Below are 23,500 nucleotides of genomic sequence, written 5' to 3' on the forward strand. Positions count from 1 at the left end.
CGCTCACACGTCGCGCTTGTCGCCTACCAGGAAGGCGCACGCCATCGTGACGGCCGTCACCGCCAGCAGAATCCACAGCGGATCCCAGCCGGACGGCCCGGAGGACGGGCCGACGGTGTTGTCGTAGAACACCGCGAGCTGGTTCGGGATCGAGTACTCGAACAGCGCGTCCCGCAGTCCGGCGAGTGAGTTCGAGAACATGAACAGCGCCAGCACCAGCGGCAGCAGCACCACACCGATCATGATCGTGATCGCGCCCGCCGAGTGCCGGACCAGCGCGCCGACCGCCAGCGCCAGCAGCCCGAGCGTCGCCACATAGAGTCCGACGCCGACGGTCGACCGGAACCAGTCCGCGAGACCGGGCGCGGACGCGTCCAGGATCGCGGTCTGCAGCGCCGCCGTGACGGTGGTGGTCACCGTCGTGATCACCAGGACCAGCAGAAAGAAGACCAGCGACTTGGCGGCCAGCACCCGGGCCCGGCTGGGGCAGGCGGTCAGGGTCGTACGCATCATGCCCGTGCCGTACTCCGAGGCGATGGTCAGCACACCCAGCGTGATCACACAGATCGAGCCGAGCAGCACGCCGAAGAAGCCGAGCGCGAGCACCGGCTCGTCACCGGCGCCGGCCTCGGAGGTGGAGACGGCCACGGCCGCGAGCAGCCCGATGCCCAGCACCAGCACGATCATGACGCCAAGGGTCCACATCGTGGACCGTACGGAACGGAGCTTGGTCCACTCGGACGCCAGCGCGTCGCCGAGATGAGCGCGGCGGACCGGGATCGGCGAGGTGTAACCACCGGCCGGGCCGCCGGCCCACGGCGCCGGCCGGTGCGGGGCCTGTGGACGCGGGGCCTGCTGCTGGTACGGGGTCGTCATCGGGCGTCCTCGTTGCTGTCGCGCTTGGTCATGTCACCGGCGGGCGCCGGTACCGGTGCGGCCGGCGGTCCGGGCGCGGCGGGCGGAGCCGGCGGCGCGGCGGCCGGTGCCGCGCTCGCGTACGGGTTCTCTCCGGGCGGCGGCGGGGCGTACCAGGCCTGCTGCGGTACCTCGGCAGCGGCGGGCGGCGGGTATCCGGCCGGCTCCGGCCCGTATCCCGGTGGCGGCTGGAAGCCGGCCAGCGCGTCGGCCGTCGAGCGGTAGTCCACGGCGCCCTGCGTCATCCGCATATACGCCTCCTCCAGCGACGCCTGGTGCGGTGAGAGCTCCCAGAGCCGTACATCCGCCTCATGCGCCAGATCGCTGATCCGCGCCAGCGGCAGACCCGTGATCCGCACGGCGCCGTCCGGTTCGGACAGCACCCGGCCACCCGCCTCGGCGAGCGCCGCCATCAGCTTCTCCCGCTGAGCCGGCTCCGTTTCCGGTGTGCGCACCCGAGCGAAGTCGGCGGAGTTGGCGGAGATGAAGTCCTTGACGCTCATGTCGGCGAGAAGCTGACCGCGTCCGATCACGATGAGATGGTCGGCGGTGAGAGCCATCTCACTCATCAGATGCGAGGAGACGAAGACCGTACGGCCCTCGCTCGCGAGCTGCTTCATCAGATTGCGGACCCAGAGGATGCCCTCCGGGTCCAGACCGTTGACCGGCTCGTCGAAGAGCAGCACCTGCGGGTCACCGAGGAGCGCCGCCGCGATACCGAGGCGCTGGCCCATACCGAGCGAGAAGCCGTTCGAGCGGCGGCGGGCGACATTCTGGAGGCCGACGACACCGAGCACCTCGTCGACCCTGGCGGCCGGGATACCGGAGAGCTGGGCCAGCGAGAGCAGATGATTGCGCGCGCTGCGTCCGCCGTGCACCGCCTTGGCGTCAAGGAGCGCGCCGACCTGGCGCGGAGCGTTCGGCAGCAGCCGGAAGGGATGGCCGCCGACCGTCACGCGGCCCGCGCTCGGCCGGTCGAGGCCGAGGATCATCCGCATCGTCGTCGACTTGCCCGAACCGTTGGGGCCCAGGAAGCCGGTGACATGTCCCGGCCGTACCTGGAAGGAAAGGTTGTCCACGGCCGTCTTGGCGCCGTAGCGCTTCGTCAGGCCGACTGCCTCGATCATTCTCCAGCCCCATCGACAGGTGAGGTCGTCGGGGCAGTGGCCGCTGCCGGCCTAAGGCCCCCGTTAGAGTTAGGAGGATATCCATGCCTTGACGGTTCCGGCCAAGCCGTTCCGGCGGAGCGTCGGCCCGGAAAGCGTCGCGCGGCGCCGGGCGGGGCCCGGCGGTGGCCGCCGGACGAGACGGTCAGGCGTCGCGTTTCTTCAGGACGGCGTAGCCACCGACCAGCGCCGCCACCACCCACAGCACCAGGATCCCCAGCCCGCCCCAGGGACCGTACGGCGCCTCGCCCGAGTCCATGGCGTTCGGGACCACCTGAAGGATCTTCGAACCGGCCTGGTCCGGGAAGTAGCGCGCGACGTCCTTGGCGACCGGGACCGCCGACAGGATCTGGGAGACCAGGAAGAAGAACGGCATCAGGATGCCGAGCGACAGCATCGAGCTGCGCAGCATCGCCGTGACACCCATCGAGAAGACGGCGATCAGCGTCATATAGAGACCGCTGCCGATCACCGCGCGCAGCACATTCGGCTCGCCGATGCTCGTGCCGTGGTCACCGAGCAGCGCCTGGCCGAGGAAGAACGCCAGAAAGCCCGTCACCACGCCGACCACCAGCGCCAGCACTCCGGCCACCAGGATCTTGCTGAACAGGAACGTGGCGCGCTGCGGTACGGCGGCCAGCGAGGTGCGGATCATGCCGGAGCTGTACTCCGAGCCGACCACCAGCACACCGAAGACCACCATCGCGAGCTGGCCGAGGATCATCCCGGAGAAACTGGTGAGCGTCGGATCGAAGGTGACCCGCTGGGCCTGTGAGAGATCGTCGAACGTGGAGTTCAGCAGCGCGGAGAGCGCCGCGCCCAGGGCCACGGTCACGACCAGTGCGCTGATCAGTGTCCAGGTGGTGGACGAGACCGTACGGATCTTGGTCCACTCCGACCGGAGGACCGCTGGTACCGATGCCATCGTGTGTCAGGCTCCCTTGCCCTGGCGGTCCTGGCCCCATCCGGGCCCGGCGGACCGTTCCTCGGCGGCGCCCGAATGCGCGTGATACTCCACCGACTCCAGCGTCATCTGCATGAACGCCTCTTCGAGCGAGGCCCGCTGGGAGCTCAGCTCGTGCAGCACGATCTGGTGGTCCGCCGCGAGCTGGCCGAGCTCCTCGGTGGACGCGCCGTCGATTTCCAGTACGCCTTCGTCCGTCTCGGTCGTGGTGAAGCCGGCCTCGTGCAGGACGTCCTTCAGCCGCTCCCGCTGCGGTGAGCGCAGTCGCGCGTAACTGCGGGAGTTCTCCCGGATGAACTCGGCCATCGACGTGTTCGCCAGGAGTTTTCCCTGGCCAATGACGATCAAGTGGTCGGCCGTGAGGGCCATTTCACTCATGAGATGACTGGAGACGAAGATCGTCCGGCCCTCTTGGGCGAGATGCTTCATCAGATTCCGGATCCAGTGAATTCCCTCCGGGTCCAGACCATTGACCGGCTCGTCGAACATCAGGATCTCTGGATCACCGAGCAGGGCCGACGCGATTCCGAGCCGCTGGCCCATACCGAGCGAGTAACCCTTCGACTTCTTGTTCGCCACCGCGGACAGTCCGACCATGTCGAGGACTTCGGAGACACGGCTCGCCGGGATGCGATTGCTCTGTGCCAGACAGAGGAGATTGTTGTACGCGCTGCGGCCGCCGTGCATGGCCTTGGCCTCCAGCAGCGCACCTATGTGCTTGAGAGGTTCCGCGAGCTGACGGTAGTGCTTGCCGTCGATCCGCACCGAACCACTGGTCGGATTGTCCAGATCGAGCATCATCCGCATGGTGGTCGACTTGCCCGCCCCGTTGGGTCCGAGAAAGCCCGTCACCACCCCAGGTCGCACCTGGAAGGAGAGCTGATCGACAGCGACCTTGCGGCCGAAGCGTTTGGTGAGACCCTCGACCTCGATCATGCCGACAACCTAGAGGCGCGCGAAGCCCCTCGCCACCGGAGTGGCGAGGGGCTTGCGCGATCGTTATATACGGGGCCGGTTCCGCCGCGTCACCTGCCCCGCGGCGGGCCGGATCCGGCGGGACCCGACCGGCTCAGCGGGACTGCTGGGCCGGCACACCGCGGGAGATCGGCTCGTCGTCGGCCGGGCTGCTCGCGGCGGCCACCGCGGCACCGGTCAGCGTGGCCAGCATCTCGCGGACGTTGGTGAGCTGAGCGTTGATCGAGTCGCGGCGGTTGGTGAGCGCCGCCAGCTCGCGCTCCGACTCGCTGCGGATCCGGTCGGCCTTGGCGTTCGCGTCGGCCACGATGTCCTCGGACTGGCGCTGGGCCGTCTCGACCGTCTGACGGGCACGGCGCTCCGCGTCCGTACGCAGCTTCTCGGCCTCAAGGCGGAGCTGCTCGGCGCGGTGCTCGATCTCCGCCAGGCGCTTCTCGGCCTTCGCCTGACGCGACGCCAGGTCACGCTCGGACTGCTCACGCCGCTTGGCGAGGTTCGTCTCGAAGTCCGCGGCGGCCTGGGCGGCCTTGGCGCGGGTCTCCTCGAAGAGCGCGTCGGCCTCCTCGCGCTTGGACTGCGCGTCCTTCTGCGCCTCCGAGCGCAGACTGGACGCGTCCCCCTTCGCCTTCTCGACGATACGGACGCCCTCGTCCTCGGCCTTGGACTTGCGCTCCGAGGCGAACGACTCGGCGTCGTTGCGCACCTGCTGGGCGGCGGACTCGGCGAGCTCGCGGTGCTGCTCGGCCGCGCGACGTGCCTCCTCGCGCAGGTCCTTCGCCTCCTCCTCGGCGAGGCGGAGGATCTTTTCGACGCGGGCGCCGAGCCCGGCGTACGACGGCTCCGCGTCGCTGACCTGGGCCTGAGCGTTCTGCGTTTCGAGGTGGAGTTCCTCGATGCGCTTTTCCAGAGAGGTGATGCGGGCCAGGGCACTGTCACGGTCGGCGACGAGTTTGGTAATGCGGTCGTCCACCTGACCGCGGTCGTAACCACGCCGCACGAGCTCGAAGCCGAATGGGGAGGAAGTGTCGCTCATGGGGTTCCTGTCGAATGAGACCGGTGAGGTGATAGGGGGAATCCTAGGGGCCTAAGCGGCGTGTCATCGAGCGGATGCCGGTTTGGTCTGAAGAATGTCCAGCCTTTTGAGTGGCTAGCTCTCCGAGGACTTGCCGCTCGAACGGGTGGTCCCCGCCGTGGCGCCGGCTTTGACGGGGCTGTCCTTCGCGGGTGCGGAGGGTGCCTCAAATGACTCCAATGCTTCGAGTACGTCCTGCACACGGGAGATCTCGGCCTGGATGTCCTCGCGTCTGCGGACCAGGACATCCAGCTCGCGCTTGCCGTCCTCGACCGTCCGCTTCGCCTCCTGGGCGGCGTCGGCGCGCAGCTTCTCGGCTTCCTTGATCAATTCGGCCTTCTTCTGCGCGGCTTCCTTGAGGAGTCCTTCGGCCTTCCGCACCGCGGCGATCCGGACCTTGCTCGCCTCCGAGCCGGCGTCGGCGACCAGCTCCTTGGCCTTCGCCTCGGCCTCCGCCCGCTGCTCGGTGGCGGCCTTCATCAGCTTGTCGACACGCTCGCCGGCGGTCTTCATCTGCTCGGACGTCTCCCGGCGGGCCCGCTCATGGAGCTGCTCGACCTCGCTCTCGGCGCGCTCGCGCAGCTCCTCGGCCCGGTCCCGGATGGCCGCCGCGTCACGGCGCGCGCCGACGAGCAGCTCGTCCGCGTCCGTACGGGCCTTCTCCACCAGCGAGTTGCCCTCGATCGTCGCGTCCGCGGTGATGCGGTCGGCCTCCGAGCGGGCCGCGCCCACCATCGTGTCGGCCTGCTTCTCGGCCTCGGTGGCGGCGCGCAGCGCCTCCTCCTGGGCCTTGTTGATGAGCTGGTCGGCCTGGCCGGCGGCGTCGGCGCGACGCTTCGCCGCGTCCTTGCGCGCCTCGTCGAGGAGCCAGTCGGTCTCGTCCTGGGCCTCGGTCCGCAGCCGCTCCGCGGCGGCCTCGGTGTCGGCCTTGAGCTGAGCCGCCTCGGTCCGCAGCCGCTCGGCGGCCTGCTGCGCGGAGCCCACCGTCTCGGCGGCCTCGGCGCGCATCCGCTCGGACTCGCTCGTGGCCTCCCCGATGAGCCGGTCGGCCTGCGCGGCGGCGTCGCCGCGGATCCGGTTGGCGTCCTCGCGGGCCTCGGCGCGCGCGCGAGCCGCGTCGTGCTCGGCCGAGGCGAGCGAGTCCGACGCCTCGGTCCTGAGCCGCTGCGCGTACTCCGCGGTGTCGGCGCGCATCCGCTCCGCCTCGGCGATGGCCTCGCCGACCGTGCGCTCGGCGAGCGCCTGGGCCGCCTCGGACTCCTCCTGGGCCCTGGCACGGGTCCGGTTGGCGTCCTCGGTGGCGCGCTCCCGCTCGGCGTACGCGTCGGCGCGGACCCGGTCCGACTCCTCCTGCGCCTCGGTCCTGGTCCGGTCGGCGGCGTGCTCGGCGGCCGACCGCAGGCCCGCGATCTCCTGCTCGGCCTGGTCCTGGAGACCGGCGACGGAGTCCCGTACCTGCTGGGCGGTCTGCTCGGCGGCGGCCACCATCTCCGTGGCACGGCGGTCGGCCTCCTCGACCAGCCGCTGCGCCTCGGCACCCGCCTCCTCGACCCGCTTGCGCGCCGAGGCGAGCAGGTCCTCGCTCTGTTCGCGGGCCCGCTCGCGCTCCTGGTCCGCCTCCGTACGCGCGCTCGCGAGGGTCTCCTCGGCCTCCCGGCGGCGCCGGCTCGCCTCCTCCCGCGCGGCGTCCAGCGCCTCCGCCGCCTCCGCGCCGACCCGTTCGGCGGCGGCCGCCGCCTCCGACCTGATCCGGTCGGCGCTCTCCTGGGCCTCGGTCTTGAGCCGCTCCGCCTCCGTGGCCGCTTCCGTACGCAGTCGTACCGCCGCGTTCTCCGCCTCGGCACGCGACTCCGACGCGTCGGCGGCGGCCTCGGTACGCAGCCGCTCGGCCTCCCGCTCGGCCTGCGCCTGGAGCGTACGGACGCGCTCGGCGGCCTCGGTACGCAGCCGCTCGGTCTCCTCGGCGGCCTCGCGCCGGATCCGCTCGCTCTCGGAGCGTGCGTCGGTGAGCGCCTCCTCGGCGGAGGCGAGCCGCTGCTCGGCCTCCGTGTGCAGCCGGGTCAGCTCGCCGGCGGCCTCGGACTTGCGGGACTCGACACCGCGCTCGGTCTCCTCGCGCAGCCCGGCCGCGGCCTGCTCGGCGGCCGTCCTGGTCGCCTCGGCCTGCTCCTCGCCCTCGGCCCGGAGCCGCTCGGCCTCGGCGCGGGCGCGCTCCAGCGTCTCCTCGGCCTGCCGGCGCAAGGTCGTGGCGCGTTCTATGGCCTCGGTGCGGACCCGCTCGCTCTCGGCGGTCGCGCCGGAGCGCAGCTCGTCCGCGTCGGCCTTGGCCTTCGTCAGCAGTTCCTCGGCGGTCCTGGCCGCCTCCTCGATCTGCTGGACGGCCTCGCGCCTGGCCTCACCGCGGATCCGCTCGCCCTCGGCGACCGCGTCGGCCCGGAGCTGCTCGGCCTCGCCGCGCAGCCTGCGCGCCTCCTCCTGGAGCTCGACCGTCTTGGCGCGGTATTCCTTGGTGTCGTCCTTGGCCGCGCCCTTGAGCTGGTCGGCCTGCTCGGCCGCCTCGCCGCGCAGCCGGTCCGCCTCGGCCTCGGCCTCGTGCCGGATCCGCTCGGCTTCCTCACCGGCGGACCTGGTGGTGGCCTTGGCGTCGTCGGACGCCTTGGTCAGCACCTCCTCGGCCGTCCTGGCCGCCTTGGCGAGCTGGGCCGCGGCGTCCTCGGCGGCGGCGGCGCGGGCCTTCTCCGCGGCCTCCGCGACCAGCTTCTCGGCCTCTCCGCGGGCGTCGATGAGCGCCTGCTCGGCCTCGGCCTTGGTGGCCTCGGCCTCCTTCGTCGCCTCGCCCACCAGCCGGGCGATCTCCGACTTGGCCGTACGGGTGCGCTGCTCGTTCTGCGACTCGGCGCCGGCCAGCCGCTTGACCGCGGCCTCCTTGGCCTCCGTGACGACCTTCTCGGCCTCGGCGCGGGCCGCGCGCAGCCGCTCCTCCGCCTCCTGCATCCGCTGCTCGGCGGCGCGGCTCAGCTCGGCGGCCTGCTGGCGCGCCTGGTCGGCCTCGGCGGTCGTGGACATCCGGAGCTGCTCGGCGTGACCGGCGGCCTCCCGCGCCTGCGCGGAGGCGGCGTTGAGCATCCGCTCGGCGTCCCTGCGGGCCCGCAGCAGAAGCGCTTCCGCCTCGGCACGGGCCGCCTCGGCCTCCGAGCCCAGCCGGCGGCGGGCCTCCTCGGTGACCCGGGCCGCCTCCGCGCGGGCGGCGGCGAGCGACTGCTCGGCCTCGGCGCGGGACTCGTCGAGCAGTCTGCGGGCCTGGGACTCGGTACGGGCGCGGAGCTGCTCCGCCCAGGCGACGTTCTCGTTGACATGCGATTCGACGGTCTGGCGGCGCTCCGCCAGCTCCTGGTCGAGCCGCTGCCGGCGCTGGACGGCCTCGGTGTGCAGTTCGGCCTGGAGCCTGGCCTGGTGCTCGGCGTGCTCCTGGAGGATGCGCTGGGTCTGCGCGCGGGCCTCACGCAGCTCGCGTTCGGCGTCCGAGCGCATCTGCTCGGCCTGCATCTGGGCGTTACGGAGGTGCTGTTCGGCCTGGTAGCCGAGATCGGCGTTGTCATACGAGGGACGGGTGGCCAGGCTACGGCGTGCCTCGTGGAGCTTGGCGCGCAATACCTCGACCTGGTAACCGAGGTCCTCGGCGTGCTGGACGGCCTTCTCTCGCGCGGTCTTCAGCCGGTCCATCTCGGCTTCGAACCGCGAGAGGTGGTCGTCGTCAGCTCGGTGGCTCTCCTGGCGTTCGTAGCCCCGCACTGCGCGGTCCCATCCGTCCCCTGGTCGCAACTGCCCGATCGAGCACCGTTCGCGGCGAACGGCCCCCCGGGGAATGGTGTCAGATCAACTGCGGGCACACGGCCCCGACCCGGCCCCGGCCCGGAGCGGTCCACTGTACCGGGCCGGGAATCCTTAAGGTCAGTGCTCCCGGGCGGAGGTGACCAGTTCTGTGAGTACGCCGTGGCAGTCCTTGGGATGGAGGAACGTGATGCGGGAGCCCATGGAACCGGTGCGCGGCTCGTCGTACAGCACACGTACGCCCTTGTCACGGACCGCCTGGGCGTCTCCGTCCACGTCCGCCGTCCCGAACGCGATGTGGTGCACGCCCTCGCCGTTCTTGGCGAGCCACTTCCCAACGGCGGAATCCTCCCTGATCGGTTCGAGGAGCTGGAGATACGAAGCTCCGCCGTCGGACGTCTCGTTGATCTTGAGCATGGCTTCGCGTACGCCCTGCTCCTCGTTGACCTCGGTGTGGAATACCTCGAAACCGTAGGTGGCCCGGTAGAACTCGACAGTCGCGTCGAGGTCGAAGCAGGCGATCCCGATGTGGTCGATTCGCGTCAGCATGGATCCAGTGCAGCGGTACGCCGGTGATTACGCAACGTGCGCGCGATCACACGCGCCGCCCGGTGACCGGGAGCCGTACCGCTCAGTACATTTGAAGTGAACCCTCGTTCACTTCTCAGCCGCACGCAAAGGGGATCGCGTCTCATGTCGGATACGAACACCACCACTTCCGTGATCGTCGCGGGCGCCCGTACCCCGATGGGGCGGCTTCTCGGCTCGCTGAAGTCCTTCTCCGGCGCCGAGCTGGGCGGCTTCGCCATCAAGGCGGCGCTGGACCGGGCCGGTATCAGCGGTGACCAGGTGCAGTACGTGATCATGGGCCAGGTGCTGCAGGCCGGGACGGGACAGATCCCGGCACGCCAGGCCGCGGTCAAGGGCGGCATTCCGATGAATGTCCCGGCGCTGACCGTCAACAAGGTCTGTCTCTCCGGGCTCGACGCCATCGCGCTGGCCGACCAGCTCATCCGGGCCGGCGAGTTCGACGTGGTGGTCGCGGGCGGCCAGGAGTCCATGACCAACGCTCCGCATCTGCTTCCCAAGTCCCGCGAGGGCTACAAGTACGGCGCGGTCGAGATGCTCGACGCGATGGCGCACGACGGCCTGACCGACTCCTTCGAGAACATCGCCATGGGCGCCTCGACGGAGAAGCACAACACCCGGTTGCGCATCGCCCGGCCCGAGCAGGACGAGTTCGGCGCGCTCTCGCACCAGCGGGCCGCCGCCGCGCAGAAGAACGGCGTCTTCGAGGCCGAGATCGTCCCGGTGGAGATCCCGCAGCGCAAGGGCGATCCGCTGCTCTTCTCGCAGGACGAGGGCATCCGCGCCGAGACCACGGCGGAGTCCCTGGGCCGGCTGCGGCCCGCGTTCGCCAAGGACGGCACCATCACGGCCGGCACCTCCTCACAGATCTCCGACGGTGCGGCGGCGGTCGTGGTGATGAGCAAGGCCAAGGCGCTGGAGCTGGGTCTCGACTGGATCGCGGAGATCGGCGCGCACGGCAATGTGGCGGGCCCGGACAACTCCCTCCAGTCCCAGCCGTCCAACGCGATCCAGCACGCGCTGAAGAAGGAGGGCCTCGGGGTCGGAGACCTCGATCTCATCGAGATCAACGAGGCCTTCGCCGCGGTCGCGGTGCAGTCGATGAAGGATCTCGGCGTCTCTCCGGAGAAGGTCAATGTGAACGGCGGCGCCATCGCGCTCGGCCATCCGATCGGGATGTCCGGCGCGCGCCTCGTGCTCCATCTCGCGCTGGAGCTGAAGCGGCGCGGCGGCGGGATCGGCGCGGCGGCGCTGTGCGGCGGCGGCGGCCAGGGCGACGCGCTGATCGTGCGCGTGGCCGGCTGACCGTCGTACGTTTCCGAGGAACGGAGCCGCAGATGCAGGACGTCCCCGAGCTGGTGGCTCAGGCACGGGAGGGCCGGCCGCGGGCCGTGGCCCGGCTGATCTCGCTGGTCGAGGGGGCGTCGCCGCAGCTCCGTGAGGTGATGGCGGCGCTGGCACCGCTCGCGGGCAACGCCTACGTCGTCGGTCTCACCGGCCCGCCCGGTGTCGGCAAGTCGACCTCGACCTCCGCGCTGGTCTCCGCCTACCGGCGGGCGGGCAAGCGGGTCGCGGTGCTGGCCGTCGATCCCTCGTCTCCTTTCTCGGGAGGAGCGCTGCTCGGCGACCGCGTCCGGATGTCCGAGCACGCCTCGGACCCCGGCGTCTATATCCGCTCGATGGCGACCCGCGGCCATCTCGGCGGACTGGCCTGGGCGGCGCCGCAGGCGATCCGGGTGCTGGACGCGGCGGGCTGCGACGTGATCGTGGTGGAGACCGTCGGAGTCGGCCAGTCGGAGGTCGAGATCGCCTCGCAGGCCGACACCTCGGTGGTACTGCTGGCGCCGGGCATGGGCGACGGGATCCAGGCGGCGAAGGCCGGGATCCTGGAGATCGGTGACATCTACGTGGTCAACAAGGCGGACCGGGACGGCGCCGACGCGACGGCCCGCGAGCTGAACCATATGCTCGGCCTCGGCGAGAGCCGGGGCCCCGGCGACTGGCGGCCGCCGATCGTCAAGACCGTCGCCGCGCGCGGCGAGGGCATCGACGAGGTCGTGGAAGCGCTGGAGAAGCACCGGGCCTGGATGGAGGAGCACGATGTCCTGGCGCGGCGCCGGGCCGGGCGCGCGGCCCGCGAGGTGGAGACCATCGCGGTCACCGCGCTCCGCGAGCGCATCGGCGATCTGCACGGCGACCGCCGGCTGGACGCGCTGGCCGAGCGGATCGTGGCGGGCGAACTCGATCCGTACACGGCGGCGGACGAACTGGTCGCGGGGATCACGGGCCGGGACTGAAGCCGCTCGACGGCCGGTGGCCAGGGTCCGACGCGGACCGCCCGGCCGTGTGCGGCCGGGCGGTGTACGGGCTCGCTCGCGCCGGTCAGCCGTCCCGGCCGTCGTCGCCGCGGCCGGACCGGTCGTCGCGGTCGTCCCGGTCGTCCCGGTCGTCTTCGTGACGGCGGTCGTCGGCGCGTACGGCGCCGGTGACGGCGTCCACCTTCAGCTCGTGCCGGCGGTTGTCCGTGCCGAGGATCTCGACCTCCCAGCGGGCGCTCCGGCGCGGTCCGTCGTCGTCGAGCTCGACGGAGACCACGGAGCCGGGACGCTTCGTGAGCGCCGCCGCGGCGGCCTCGCTCGCGGTGAGGTCCCTGCCTCCGGCGCCGGTCCGTTCCCGCGAGCCGTCCGTCCCTTCCCGTGAGCCGTCCGGCCCGGAGCCGTCCGTCGCGTCCCGCGAGGCCGTCGGCGCCGTCACGGGCCCGGAGGACGCCGTGCTCGCCGTACCGCTCCGGTCGTCGTCGCCCATGGCGACCGCCGTATAGGTGCCGCCGCCGATCAGTGCCGCCGCCGTGATGGCCGCGATGACGAGATTGCGCTTCATGAGAGGTCCTCCCCAGTCGGTCGTCCGCGAACGACTTCAATGTGGCCCAGGGAAGCTGAAGGCAGCCTGAAGCCACCTGAAGAGATCTTCAGGTTCCCTTTGGGAGGGTGGGGCCATGCGCCTGTTGATCGTGGAGGACGAGAGGCGGCTCGCCGTCTCGCTGGCCAAGGGACTGACGGCCGAGGGCTTCGCCGTGGATGTCGTCCACGACGGCCGTGAAGGGCTCCACCGGGCCGGCGAGGGCGTCTACGACCTGGTCGTGCTCGACATCATGCTGCCCGGTCTGAACGGCTACCGGGTCTGTGCCGCGCTGCGCGCGGCCGGCAACGACGTGCCGATCCTGATGCTCACCGCCAAGGACGGCGAGTACGACGAGGCCGAGGGACTGGACACCGGCGCCGACGACTATCTGACCAAGCCGTTCTCGTACGTCGTGCTGGTCGCCCGGGTCAAGGCGCTGCTGCGCCGCCGCGGCTCGGCGGGTGCCTCGCCGGTCCTGTGCGTCGGCGCTCTCACCATCGACACGGCCGCCCGCCGCGTCTTCCGGGACGAGACCGAAGTGGCGCTCACCGTCAAGGAGTTCGCCGTGCTGGAGCAACTGGCGACCCGCGCGGGCGAGGTGGTCGGAAAGCCCGAGATCCTGGAACACGTCTGGGACTTCGCCTATGACGGCGACCCGAACATCATCGAGGTCTACATCAGCGCTCTGCGGCGCAAGATGGGCGCCGCCTGTATCCAGACGGTGCGCGGCGCCGGCTACCGGCTGGTCGCGGCATGAGACGCCGTTTCGCGTCCGTACGGGCCAAGGCGTCGCTCGGCGCGACGGCCGTGGTGGCGGTGGCGCTGCTCGCCGCCGGTGTCTCGGTCCTCCTCTCGCTGCGTTCGAACCTCACCGACCGCGCCGACCGGGAGGCGGATTCCGCGGCGCGCGAGGTCGCCCTGGACATCGCCTCCCGGGTCCCGGGGCGGACGGACTACGCCGGTCTGGCGCTGCCGGACGAGGAGGACCATCCGGTGCGGGTGGTCGACGAGAACGGCCGGCTGCTCGCGGCCGGCAAGGACCTGGAGCGGATCAGCGGCGCCGGACTGCCCGCCGTGACATCCGTGCCCAGTCCCACCGCCGGGGAGAGCACGGAGCCCGGCGGCGCGAGCGGTGGCGACGACGGCGACGACAGCGGCCATGGCCGTGGCCGGAGCGGTGATGACGACGATCCCACCGTCGGCGAGATCGGCCGCACCTCGTACGGTTCTGGAAGCGCGACGGTGGACGGTACGACGGACGACTACCGGTTCGCCACGGTCGAGGTGACCGACGGCACGGGCGCGACGGTCCTCGTCCACGCGGGCGCGTCGCTGGCCGCCCGGCAGAGCGCGGTCGGCACGGCCGCCGTGGCGATGCTGGTGGGCCTGCCGGTCCTGCTGCTGGTCGTCGGTGGAGTCACCTGGCTGGTGACCCGGCGGGCGCTCAGGCCGGTGGAGGGCATCCGGCGCGAGATGGCGGCCATCACCCGCTCCGAGGATCTCTCCCGACGGGTGCCCGAGCCCGGCACGCACGACGAGGTCGCGCGGCTGGCCCGGACGACCAACGAGACGCTCACCGCGCTGGAGGCCGCCGTCGAACGGCAGCGCCGCTTTGTCGCGGACGCCTCGCACGAACTGCGCAGCCCGATCGCCTCGCTGCGTACGCAGCTCGAAGTCGGCGACGCGCACCCGGAGTTGCTGGATGTGCCGGGCGCGGTCGCGGACACCGTACGGCTTCAGCGACTCGCCGCCGATCTGCTGCTGCTGGCCCGGCTGGACGCGGGAGAGGCACCGGGCCAGGCGCGGTTCGATCTGGCCGCGCTGGTCCGCGCGGAGGTCTCGCAGCGGACCACGGACCGGATCCCGGTCTCGCTCGATCTGGCGGCCGGGCTCGAAGTGACGGGATCACGCGGCCAGTTGGCCCGGGTGCTGGGCAATCTGCTGGACAACGCGCAGCGCCACGCGAAGGCGTCGGTCAGCGCGTCCGTGCGCCGGGAGGGCGGCCGGGCGGTGCTCGCGGTCGGCGACGACGGCTCCGGAGTGCCGGAGGCGGAGCGTGAGCGGGTCTTCGAGCGGTTCGTACGGCTCGACGAGGCCCGCGGCCGCGACGACGGCGGCGCCGGACTGGGGCTGGCCATCGCCCGCGATGTGGCCCGGCGCCATGGTGGGACGCTCACGGGCGGCCGGTCGCCGGCCGGCGGCGCTCTCTTCGAACTGCGCCTGCCGGTGGTCGAACCGCGCCTGCCGGCGGCGAACGCCGACGCCCGCTGAACACGGCGAACGGCGGCCGGGACCCGGCGCGGTCCCGTCGACCGCGCCCGTCCCGTCCTCGCCCGGCGGAGCGGCGCTCAGATCTTGCCGCGCTGCCCGCGCAGATGCTCCGCCACCGGCGTCAGCGACTGACTCAGGTCCGCGAGCGCCTCCGGCGAGAGCAGATCGATGAAGTGTCTGCGTACGGACGCGACATGCAGCGGCGCGGCCTTCTGCATGGTCTCCATGCCGTGATCGGTGAGGACCGCGAAGAGTCCGCGCCGGTCCGACTCGCAGTGCTCCCTGCGGACCAGGCCCGCGGCTTCCATCCGGGTGATCTGGTGGGAGAGCCGGCTCTTCGACTGGAGCGTCGCGCCCGCGAGGTCACTCATCCGCATGCGCCGCTCCGCCGACTCCGAGAGATTCACCAGGATCTCGTAGTCGTTTATGGTCAGGCCGAACGGCTGCAGGTCTTTTTCAAGCTGGTTTGTCAACAGGCTCTTGACATCCACATAGGTGCGCCACGCGCACTGCTCCGCATCGCTCAGCCAGCGGGTGGCTGTCTCGGTCTCCATAGAGGGATTCTACCTAAGAAGTTGAATTTTGGACGAAGTCTCCGGTTGTGACGCCGGGCACCACGCCGGCCGCCCGCGCCGGGCACCCGTTCGACGGAAGAGCGCAGGCGTTCGACGTCACCGTGTGCAGACTATCGCTCACAATCCGAATCGACGCTGGAGGTCTCCGAGCTGACCGGGAAGCCTCGGCGCGGCACCCTGCTGACCGCCGTGACCGCCGCCGGGCACGCCGCCGCCGGGCACGCCGCCGCCGGGCACGCCGTCCTGCCGAGGCGCCGCGCCGGTCGCCTGCTCCGGCATCAGCGTCTCCGTCGACTGGAGCAGCACCGTGCCGGCGCCGACGAACTCGAACTGGTGTTCCTCGCCGGAGGTTCCGCCGATCCCGGTCAGCGCCCGCAGGCCGCCCATCACTCCGGTCATATATCCGTGGTCGTAGTGGTGGCAGGGTGAGGGACAGTCCGCCCAGCCCACCAGCGCCTGCGGATCCACCCGGATCGGCGGCTCCATGAAGACCACGGGCCCGTTCGACGCCGCGACGAACTTGCCCGTACCGATCAGCGTCAGAAAGCCCGGCACGATCGACTGCTTCAGCGCGAGGCTCGGCTGGTACGCCAGCAGATTCCCGGAGCGGATCGTCAGATTCCCTTCCTCCAGGTCGAACGAGTTGACGTCGAAGGCCCGGTCGGCCAGCAGCATCTTGCCGCTGCCCTCGGCCACCACCCAGTCACCGGCGTGCAGCGGTGAGTGGAAGCTGGTGCGCAACAGCCGGTCGAAGCGGCCGAGGCCCACGCCGTTGAAGTCGATCCGCCCGTAGTAGGCGATCATCTTGCCCTTCTGCAGCAGCCACTGGCTGCCCTTGAGCTCCACACAGAAGGTGTACGGATTGACGTTGTCGTCGCTCGGCAGCGTCATCGGGTCGAACACCACGGGCGCGCTCACAGCTTCTCCTCCGACGCCTGGACGTACACCGCACCACTGCCGCTGAGCTCAAGCTGGAACGCCTCGCCCGAGCCGCGGCCCACCATGTCGCGCCAGCCGAGCGCGGTGGAGAGCTTGTTCCGTACGTCGCCGTGGTGCGCGACATACGCCTGCGGGTCCACATGGACGGACCGGCCCGGCGTGATGGGGATCTCGATCACACCGCCGTGCGCCATCACCGCGACCGCGCCATGGCCCCTGAGGGTCGTGGTGAACAGGCCCTGGCCCGTCACCTGGCCGCGCACCATGCCCATGACCCCGCCCTGCGAGCCCATGAACATCGTGCCCTGCTCCAGGGTCCCGTCGAAGGCGAGCAGCCGGTCGGCCTCGACATACAGCGTGTCACCGGCGAGGCCGATGACCTGGATGTGATGGCCGCCGTGGCCGAACAGCACCGTGCCGCTGCCCTCGACCGTCATCAGCGGAGTCGCCTCGTTGGCGACGCGCCGGCCGATCATCGACATCAGGCCGCCCTGTCCGCCCTGTGTGTTCGGCGTGAAGCTGACCTCGCCGCGGTACGCGAGCATCGCGCCGCGCTGGCTGTACATCTTCTGGCCGGGAAGCACCGTCGCCTCGACCATCTTCGAGTTGATCTCGCGGAACGGCATCAGACGTCACCGCCGACGGTGTTGCGCTCGCTCGGCTGTACGTACACGAGTCCGTCGCCCTCGAAGCGGATCTGGAAGGCCTCGCCGGAGCCCTCGCCGATCAGCGTCCGGAAGTTCACTCCGGACTGGAAATGCTGCTGGAGACCGCCCTGGTGCGCGATGTAGGCGCCGGGGTCGACCGACAGCGGGTACTGCGGGGTCACGCGCAGGATCACCGCCGGACCGTCCGACATGATCGCGGCCTGGCCGGTGCCCTCGACGGTGGTCGTGAACAGGCCGTTGCCCGTCGCGCCGCCGCGCAGCCCGGTGAAGGACGTGCCGGTTCTGAGTCCCGCGTCGGCGCAGAGCAGATTGCTCGCCTCGACGAAGAGCTTGTCGCCGTGCAGCGAGACAAGGTTGATCTCGCTCGCCCGGTCGGCGAAATAGCAGGTGCCCCGGCCTGTCACCTCCATCACGGTCATCTGTTCGCCGGTGAGCCGGCGGGTCACCATTCCGCGCAGGCCCTCACCGCCGCCGGACATCTTCTTGAAGGCCATCTGGCCGTCGTATGCGACCATCGAGCCGTTCTTCGCTTTGACGGCATCACCGGTCATATCGACGGCGAGCACCTTGCTGCCTTGGAGTCGGAACTGAGCCACGGATCGAAGGTAACCGGCGGCGGCATGCGCGAACAGAGGCATCCGTCCAGGATCGTCCCTGACCCGACCCTGATAACGGTCGGGCAAAGCCGGGCTGCCACAATGAACCGACGCTTGTGCACGCGTTCACAAGATCGCGTCACCAGATGCCGCGTCCGCGAGTCCGCACGCGCGGGATCCGCGTTCGCACGATCACCTCGCCCCCGATGACGAAAGTGCCTGCCTCGTGGACATCAAGACCGCCTCCTCCCTCCACCGCCTCCGTCTGGTCTCCGCGCCGGAGGCCGTGTCCTTCCTGCTGTTGCTGGTCTGCTCGGTACTCAAGCGCACGACGGAGTTCAACGCGGTTCCGGTCATGGGCGCGGTCCACGGCCTGCTCTTCGTCCTGTATGTGATCTTCTGGCTGGACGCCTGGAACCGCACCAAGTGGTCCTTCGGCACGGCCGCCCTCTACTTCGTCCTCTCCGTCCTGCCGACCGGCGGTTTCTTCGCCGAGCGCAAGCTCAAGCGGGCCGCCGAGGCCGAGGTCATCGCCTCCCGCGCCCGCCGCGAGGGTACGGTGAACGCATGATCGTCGCTTTTTCCGTGAGCCCGCTGGGTGTGGGCGAGGACGTCGGTGAGTATGTCGCCGACGCCGTACGCGTCGTCCGCGAGTCCGGGCTGCCGAACCGTACCGACGCCATGTTCACCTCGATCGAAGGTGAGTGGGACGAGGTGATGGACGTGGTCAAGCGGGCCGTCGCCGCGGTCGAGGCCCGCGCGCCGCGGGTCTCGCTCGTCCTCAAGGCCGATATCCGGCCCGGTGTCACGGACGGTCTCACCTCCAAGGTCGAGACGGTGGAGCGTCACCTCTCCGGCTGAACGCCCCGGTACCGCCGGCCGGGCGCGTCCGCCGCGCGCGACCGGCCGAGTACGCGCCTCAACTCCCGGGCCCGGCAGCGGTGTCGGGCCCGAGCCGGGCCCTCGGCCGGGTGTCCGCGCCGCTCCGTCCGCGGCCGCCGGCGCTACTCCAACGGCCTACACGAGGGCCCGCGACGGCAAAACCGCTCGCACGGACGCATCCAGTCGACATGCAGGTGAATCTCCCTTTCTGTGGTGATATCGACCTCGCTAGTGAGCTGGAGGCATCGTGCGGCCGGAAGGGTACGACTACGACACGTACAGCTGTCTGGCCGGTCCGCTCACACAGCCGGACCGCGCCACCACTCCCTATCAGGTGCAGTACCGGAGTCTGCTCTCGCGGGAGCCGCACCGAATACGGGCGGTACTGCTGATGACCCTGGCCCCGGTGCTCTCCGGTGGCCTGCTGGTCTATCTCGTCTGGCCCACTCACCGCACCGAACGGGAGGGCGCCGACCGCTGGCTGGTGGTCTTCGACCAGGTGATGCTCGCGTCGATCGGGCTCATCGCCTTCTTCATGCTGGTCAACGTGGCCTCGGTGGCCCACGCCACGCTGGTCGCCAGAGACCCGGTACCCGTGCCCGCCGAGCTCGGCACCCGGGTCGCGTTCCTCACCACCTATGTGCCGGGCAAGGAGCCTCTCGCCATGGCGCGGGCCACGCTCGAAGGCGCCGTACGGCTGCGCCACCACGGCCCGTTCGACGTCTGGCTGCTCGACGAGGGCGACGACGCCGAGGCCAGAGCCCTCTGCGCGGAGCTGGGCGTCCGCCACTTCACCCGCCACGGCGTACCGGAGTGGAACCGGGACAAGGGCGTGCACAAGGCGCGGACGAAGCACGGCAACTACAACGCCTGGCTCGCCATGCACGGCGCCGACTACGACTTCTTCGCCTCCGTCGACACCGACCATGTGCCGCTGCCGAACTACCTCGAACGGATGCTGGGCTACTTCCGCGACCCGGACATCGCCTTCGTCGTGGGCCCGCAGGTGTACGGCAACTACACCTCTCCGGTCACCAAGGCCGCCGAGTCCCAGCAGTTCCTGTTCCACGCGCTGATCCAGCGGGCCGGGAACCGCTACCACGCTCCGATGTTCGTCGGCACGAACAACGCCGTCCGGATCAGCGCGCTGCTGCAGATCGGCGGTCTGTACGACTCGATCACCGAGGACATGGCCACCGGATTCGAGCTGCACCGCAGAAGGAACCCGGACACCGGCCGGTACTGGCGCTCCGTCTACACACCGGACGTCCTGGCTGTCGGCGAAGGACCCGCGTCCTGGACGGACTTCTTCACCCAGCAGCTCCGCTGGTCCCGAGGGACGTACGAGACGCTGTTCAAGCAGTACTGGAAGGCGCCCTTCCGGGTGCCGCCGGGCCGGCTGCTCAGCTACACGCTGATGCTCGTCTACTACCCGATGACCGCGGTCAACTGGTTTCTCGGGATCCTGAGCTGCGCCCTCTTCCTCTGGCTGGGCGCCTCCGGCACACAGGTCTCGTCCTCGGTCCTGCTGATGCTCTACAGCGACGCCGCCGCTCTCCAGATCGGCCTCTACCTCTGGAACCGCCGGCACAACGTCTCGCCGCACGAGCCCGAGGGCTCGGGCGGCCTGGCCGGGATGGCGATGTCCGCGCTCTGCGCGCCCGTCTATCTGAAGTCGCTGGGATCGGCGGTGCTGCGCACCCATGGCCGCTTCGTGGTCACTCCGAAGGGCCGGGAGGCCAGCCCCGACCGGCTGATGACCTTCCGCCTCCATCTCTACTGGGCCGCGGTGCTCATCAGCTCCCTCGTCGCGTCCTCGTACCTCGGCCACACGCACGCCGCGATGCGCACCTGGGCCGTGCTGGCACTGGCCATCGCGCTCTCTCCGGTCGCCGTCTGGAGCTGGACCACGCTGCGGGAGCGAGGCGAGGCGAGGGCCGTCACCGTCGCCGCCGAGACAGGAGAGGAGCCGGAGCCCGCGTTCGCCACGACGACAGGAGGGAACTGAGCCATGTCCCACCCGTACACGCCGTCGAAGAAGTTCAAGAAGACGCTGCTGGGAGGCGGAGCGCTGGTGGTGCTCGCGGCTCTCAACGCCCCGGCGGCGTTCTCCTTCGCGGAGGAGACGTACCACGCGTACAAGATCGCGCAGCCCGGCTACAAACGGCAGTACGGCTCCTGGGAGCTGCTCGACGTCCCGAGTCAGTACCGTACGAACGCGATCCACGCGGCGCTGCTGCACACCGGCAAGGTGCTGATCATCGCCGGCTCCGGCAACAACCAGAAGAAGTTCGACGAGGGATCGTTCGACACGATCCTCTGGAATCCGGCGGACAACACCTTCAAGAAGATCCCCACTCCGGAGGACTTCTTCTGCTCGGGCCACGCTCAACTGCCGGACGGCCGGCTGCTGGTGGCCGGTGGCACGGCGCGGTACGAGGTGCTCGACGGCGAGGTCAGACGGGCGGCCGGCCGGATGCGGGTCAAGAACGAGAATCCGGACCGCGGCTACACGTTCAAGAAGGGCACGCGCTTCCGCTCTCCGTCGGGCATGGAGTACGTCAGCAAGTTCGACGTCACCGTGCCCAAGGCGCGGCGGCAGGTGAAGGTCGGATACGGCGAGGGCGGCCGGGTGCTGCCCTGGAAGACCAGGATGACCGCCGGTGAGGCGCGGGTGTTCGTCGAGGCCGCCAAAGAGGGACCCGGGTCGCTGACGACCCAGGCCGCGCAGTACGAGATCGTCGGCCTGCGGGGCCGGGAGGCGGACAACGTCTACGGCATCGCGCAGAAGATCACCACCGAGAAGCAGGACTTCCAGGGCATCAAGTCGGCGTACGAGTTCGACCCGAGGGCCGAGAAGTACATCCCGGTCGATCCGATGAAGGAGGCCCGCTGGTATCCGACGCTGGTGACGCTGGACGACGGCAAGGTGCTCGCGGTCTCCGGGCTGGACGACATCGGCGCCGTACTCACCGGGGACAACGAGCTGTACGACCCGAGGACCAAGAAGTGGTCCAAAGGGCCCACCCGCTACTTCCCGACGTATCCCGCGCTCTTCCTGACCAAGGGCGGGACGCTCTTCTACTCCGGCTCCAACGCGGGCTACGGGCCCGCGCTGAAGGGCCGGCAGCCGGGGCTGTGGGATCCGCGGACGAACACCTTCACCAAGGTCGGCGGGCTCACCGACGCCGACCAGACCGAGACCTCGGCCTCCTTGATGCTGCCGCCCGCGCAGGACCAGCGGGTGATGCTCCTCGGCGGCGGCGGGGTCGGTGAGTCGTCCAAAGCCACCGCGCGTACGGCGATCGTCGACCTCAAGGAGGACAGCCCGGCCTTCCGTGAGGGACCGCGGCTGCCGCAGGGCACGCGCTATCTGAGCAGTGTGCTGCTGCCGGACGACACCGTCTTCACCAGCGGCGGTTCCTCGGACTACCGGGGCCGCGGCGCCAGCGACATCCTGAAGGCGCAGTTCTACGACCCGCGGAGCAACAGCTTCCGGCCCGCCGCCGATCCGACCGTGGGACGCGACTACCACTCCGAGGCGCTGCTGCTGCCGGACGGCCGGGTGGTCACCTTCGGTTCCGACCCGCTCTTCGGCGACGCCGACAACACCAAGCTGGGGACGTTCGAGCAGCGCGTGGAGATCTACACGCCGCCGTATCTCCAGGGCTCGGGAACCGGCACGGTGGACCGGCCGGTGCTGGGATCGGGGCCCGGCGAGATCGTCCGGGGCGGCCGGGCGACCTTCAGGACGGCGGATCCCGGCCGGATCGTGAAGGCGCGGCTGATGCGGCCGAGCGCCGTCACACACACCACCGATGTCGAGCAGCGCTCGATCGAACTCTCGCTGAGCAGCGACCGGGACTCGGTGACGATGGAGGTCCCGGCGGACCGGGCCCTGGTGCCCGCGGGCTGGTACATGCTGTTCGTCACCGACGCGCGCGGTGTGCCGTCCGTGGCGAAGTGGCTGCTGGTGAAGTAGCGCGCGGACAGCGCGGATCACTGGTGCCGTGGGCGCCGGTGGCCTCAGAGCTTCGTTCTGCGGGCGAGCCCGAGAGCGTAGTCGGGCCACCAGGTGCCCGCCGCCGGGCCGCCGCGGCAGGGACCGTCCGATTCGCCGGGCCGCTTGATCCACAGATAGGCGTCGAGAAGCTCGTTGCCGGTGTTGGTGGTCGGCGGTGTGCCCAGTGCCCGGCCCGGCGGGTTGCACCAGGGCTGATTGCGGTCCTTCGGCAGCGGGCCCGCGCCGTTTCTGCTGGTGTCGACGGTGAAGTGGGCGCCGTCCAGCATTCCGGAGAGCCGCGTCCCGAACGCCTTGACCGTCTCGTTCGTCTGGAAGTTGGACACATTGAGCGAGAAGCCGTCGGCCGTTTTGACGCCGGCCCGCCGCAGCGGCTCGGTGAGCCTGGCCGGGTTGGAGATCCACTCCGGATTGCCGGCGTCCAGATAGACCCTGGTGTGCGGCAGCCGCTTCAGCCGGACGATCGCCTGGGAGAGCAGCTCGTACCGCTCGGCGTGGTGCTGCGCGGGCGTGCAGCCGTCCACGAGGTGCGGGACGGCGTCCGGCTCCAGGATGACGATGGCCCGCGCGTCTCCGATGGCGTCGGCGAAGGAGCCGAGCCAGTCGCGGTAGGACTGGGCGTCGCGGGCGCCGCCCGCCGAGTACAGCCCGCAGTCGCGGTGCGGGATGTTGTACGCGACGAGGACCACCGTGCGCTTGCCGGGCGCCGCGTGCCGCACGGCTCTTCTGATCTCCGGTACGGGATCTTCGTCGGCCGGCCAGTGCGCCACGGCGCGTTCGGAGATCCGCCTGAGCGCCTTCGCGTCGGCCGCGCGTCCCTGCTTCTCCCACAGCTTGACCTGCCGGGCCGCGTCGCTCTCCGGGTCGATCCAGAAGGGCGACGCGGCGCCGCTGTCGGCCGCGTCCGCCGGGGGACTGGCCTGACCGGCCGTGCTCCGGCCGGTCTGCCGCGCGGAGGCGCAGCCGAGTGCGGTGAGCGCGAGAACGGCCGCGACGGTGGCGGCGGCGACGGTGCGCGTCAGCCGGTACGCACCGAGCGCGCGCGACGTACGGAACGGGCGGTGCGGTCTGCGGCCGGACATCCCGCCCCCTCGGACGACTGCTGGTGAATCGATGGATTGGGCATATCGTTACAT

21 protein-coding genes are annotated in these 23,500 nt (G+C 70.5%); 8 read left to right on the forward strand and 13 right to left on the reverse strand.

All coding sequences use genetic code 11. The features are described from left to right. Positions 1-3 precede the first annotated feature (3 nt). The 7 genes from PV679_RS29335 to mce form a co-directional block, all read right to left on the reverse strand. Entirely contained in the window at positions 4-876 is an 873-nt protein-coding gene (locus PV679_RS29335) for an ABC transporter permease subunit (RefSeq protein WP_319683541.1), read from the reverse strand. Further along, complete coding sequence (locus tag PV679_RS29340) at positions 873-2,042, reverse strand: ABC transporter ATP-binding protein (protein WP_319683542.1); 1,170 nt, start codon at positions 2,040-2,042, stop codon at positions 873-875. Before PV679_RS29340 ends, PV679_RS29335 begins: the two co-directional genes overlap by 4 nt. 184 nt (positions 2,043-2,226) lie before the next feature. Next, positions 2,227-3,006, reverse strand: a complete 780-nt coding sequence (locus tag PV679_RS29345) for an ABC transporter permease subunit (RefSeq protein ID WP_319683544.1) — start codon at positions 3,004-3,006, stop codon at positions 2,227-2,229. Between the two features lie 6 nt (positions 3,007-3,012). Then, entirely contained in the window at positions 3,013-3,981 is a 969-nt protein-coding gene (locus tag PV679_RS29350) for an ABC transporter ATP-binding protein (RefSeq protein WP_319683546.1), read from the reverse strand. A 133-nt stretch (positions 3,982-4,114) separates the two neighbouring features. After that, complete coding sequence (locus PV679_RS29355) at positions 4,115-5,053, reverse strand: cellulose-binding protein (RefSeq protein WP_319683548.1); 939 nt, start codon at positions 5,051-5,053, stop codon at positions 4,115-4,117. A 114-nt stretch (positions 5,054-5,167) separates the two neighbouring features. Next, the gene (gene scy / locus PV679_RS29360) at positions 5,168-8,884 is read right to left on the reverse strand and encodes a polarized growth protein Scy (RefSeq protein ID WP_319683549.1); all 3,717 of its coding nucleotides are present in this window, start codon (positions 8,882-8,884) and stop codon (positions 5,168-5,170) included. Between the two features lie 159 nt (positions 8,885-9,043). Then, entirely contained in the window at positions 9,044-9,472 is a 429-nt protein-coding gene (gene mce, locus PV679_RS29365; RefSeq protein ID WP_319683550.1) for a methylmalonyl-CoA epimerase, read from the reverse strand. Positions 9,473-9,616: 144 nt separating this feature from the next. Here mce and PV679_RS29370 point away from each other — a divergent pair, with 144 nt between their 5' ends. Both PV679_RS29370 and meaB read left to right on the forward strand, forming a co-directional pair. Continuing rightward, positions 9,617-10,816 carry an acetyl-CoA C-acetyltransferase gene (locus PV679_RS29370; RefSeq protein ID WP_319683551.1) on the forward strand — a complete coding sequence of 400 codons (1,200 nt, stop codon included), beginning with the start codon at positions 9,617-9,619 and terminating at the stop codon, positions 10,814-10,816. Between the two features lie 32 nt (positions 10,817-10,848). Further along, positions 10,849-11,808, forward strand: a complete 960-nt coding sequence (meaB, locus tag PV679_RS29375) for a methylmalonyl Co-A mutase-associated GTPase MeaB (protein WP_319683552.1) — start codon at positions 10,849-10,851, stop codon at positions 11,806-11,808. Positions 11,809-11,893: 85 nt separating this feature from the next. Here meaB and PV679_RS29380 read toward each other — a convergent pair whose 3' ends face one another. After that, positions 11,894-12,391 carry a PepSY domain-containing protein gene (locus tag PV679_RS29380; RefSeq protein ID WP_319683554.1) on the reverse strand — a complete coding sequence of 166 codons (498 nt, stop codon included), beginning with the start codon at positions 12,389-12,391 and terminating at the stop codon, positions 11,894-11,896. A 115-nt stretch (positions 12,392-12,506) separates the two neighbouring features. Here PV679_RS29380 and PV679_RS29385 point away from each other — a divergent pair, with 115 nt between their 5' ends. After that, on the forward strand, positions 12,507-13,169 hold the full coding sequence (locus tag PV679_RS29385; RefSeq protein ID WP_319683556.1) for a response regulator transcription factor: 663 nt from the start codon (positions 12,507-12,509) through the stop codon (positions 13,167-13,169). Next, on the forward strand, positions 13,166-14,683 hold the full coding sequence (locus PV679_RS29390; RefSeq protein WP_319683557.1) for a HAMP domain-containing sensor histidine kinase: 1,518 nt from the start codon (positions 13,166-13,168) through the stop codon (positions 14,681-14,683). Before PV679_RS29385 ends, PV679_RS29390 begins: the two co-directional genes overlap by 4 nt. A 77-nt stretch (positions 14,684-14,760) precedes the next feature. Here the strand turns inward: PV679_RS29390 and PV679_RS29395 are convergent, their stop codons facing one another. The 4 genes from PV679_RS29395 to PV679_RS29410 form a co-directional block, all read right to left on the reverse strand. Next, entirely contained in the window at positions 14,761-15,237 is a 477-nt protein-coding gene (locus PV679_RS29395; RefSeq protein ID WP_319683558.1) for a MarR family winged helix-turn-helix transcriptional regulator, read from the reverse strand. Positions 15,238-15,375: 138 nt separating this feature from the next. Beyond that, positions 15,376-16,176 carry an AIM24 family protein gene (locus PV679_RS29400; protein WP_319683559.1) on the reverse strand — a complete coding sequence of 267 codons (801 nt, stop codon included), beginning with the start codon at positions 16,174-16,176 and terminating at the stop codon, positions 15,376-15,378. After that, positions 16,173-16,823, reverse strand: a complete 651-nt coding sequence (locus PV679_RS29405) for an AIM24 family protein (RefSeq protein WP_319683560.1) — start codon at positions 16,821-16,823, stop codon at positions 16,173-16,175. Before PV679_RS29405 ends, PV679_RS29400 begins: the two co-directional genes overlap by 4 nt. Next, positions 16,823-17,503, reverse strand: coding sequence for an AIM24 family protein (locus PV679_RS29410; RefSeq protein WP_319683562.1), 681 nt, complete (start codon positions 17,501-17,503; stop codon positions 16,823-16,825). Before PV679_RS29410 ends, PV679_RS29405 begins: the two co-directional genes overlap by 1 nt. A gap of 184 nt (positions 17,504-17,687) precedes the next feature. Here PV679_RS29410 and PV679_RS29415 point away from each other — a divergent pair, with 184 nt between their 5' ends. The 4 genes from PV679_RS29415 (at position 17,688) to PV679_RS29430 (ending at position 22,325) form a co-directional block, all read left to right on the forward strand. Next, a complete protein-coding gene (locus tag PV679_RS29415; RefSeq protein WP_319683563.1) occupies positions 17,688-18,032 on the forward strand; it encodes a DUF3817 domain-containing protein in 345 nt (114 codons plus the stop codon). Beyond that, positions 18,029-18,322, forward strand: coding sequence for an MTH1187 family thiamine-binding protein (locus tag PV679_RS29420; RefSeq protein ID WP_319683565.1), 294 nt, complete (start codon positions 18,029-18,031; stop codon positions 18,320-18,322). The genes PV679_RS29415 and PV679_RS29420 overlap by 4 nt, the downstream gene beginning before the upstream one ends. A gap of 268 nt (positions 18,323-18,590) precedes the next feature. Beyond that, complete coding sequence (locus PV679_RS29425; RefSeq protein ID WP_319683567.1) at positions 18,591-20,351, forward strand: cellulose synthase catalytic subunit; 1,761 nt, start codon at positions 18,591-18,593, stop codon at positions 20,349-20,351. Positions 20,352-20,354: 3 nt separating this feature from the next. Continuing rightward, positions 20,355-22,325: a kelch motif-containing protein gene (locus tag PV679_RS29430; protein ID WP_319683569.1), complete on the forward strand. Its 1,971-nt coding sequence runs from the start codon at positions 20,355-20,357 to the stop codon at positions 22,323-22,325. 44 nt (positions 22,326-22,369) lie between these two features. Here the strand turns inward: PV679_RS29430 and PV679_RS29435 are convergent, their stop codons facing one another. Next, entirely contained in the window at positions 22,370-23,446 is a 1,077-nt protein-coding gene (locus PV679_RS29435) for a glycoside hydrolase family 6 protein (RefSeq protein ID WP_319683570.1), read from the reverse strand. Between the last annotated feature and the right edge of the window lie 54 nt (positions 23,447-23,500).

Source organism: Streptomyces sp. AK02-01A, assembly GCF_033795305.1.
Lineage (GTDB): Bacteria > Actinomycetota > Actinomycetes > Streptomycetales > Streptomycetaceae > Streptomyces.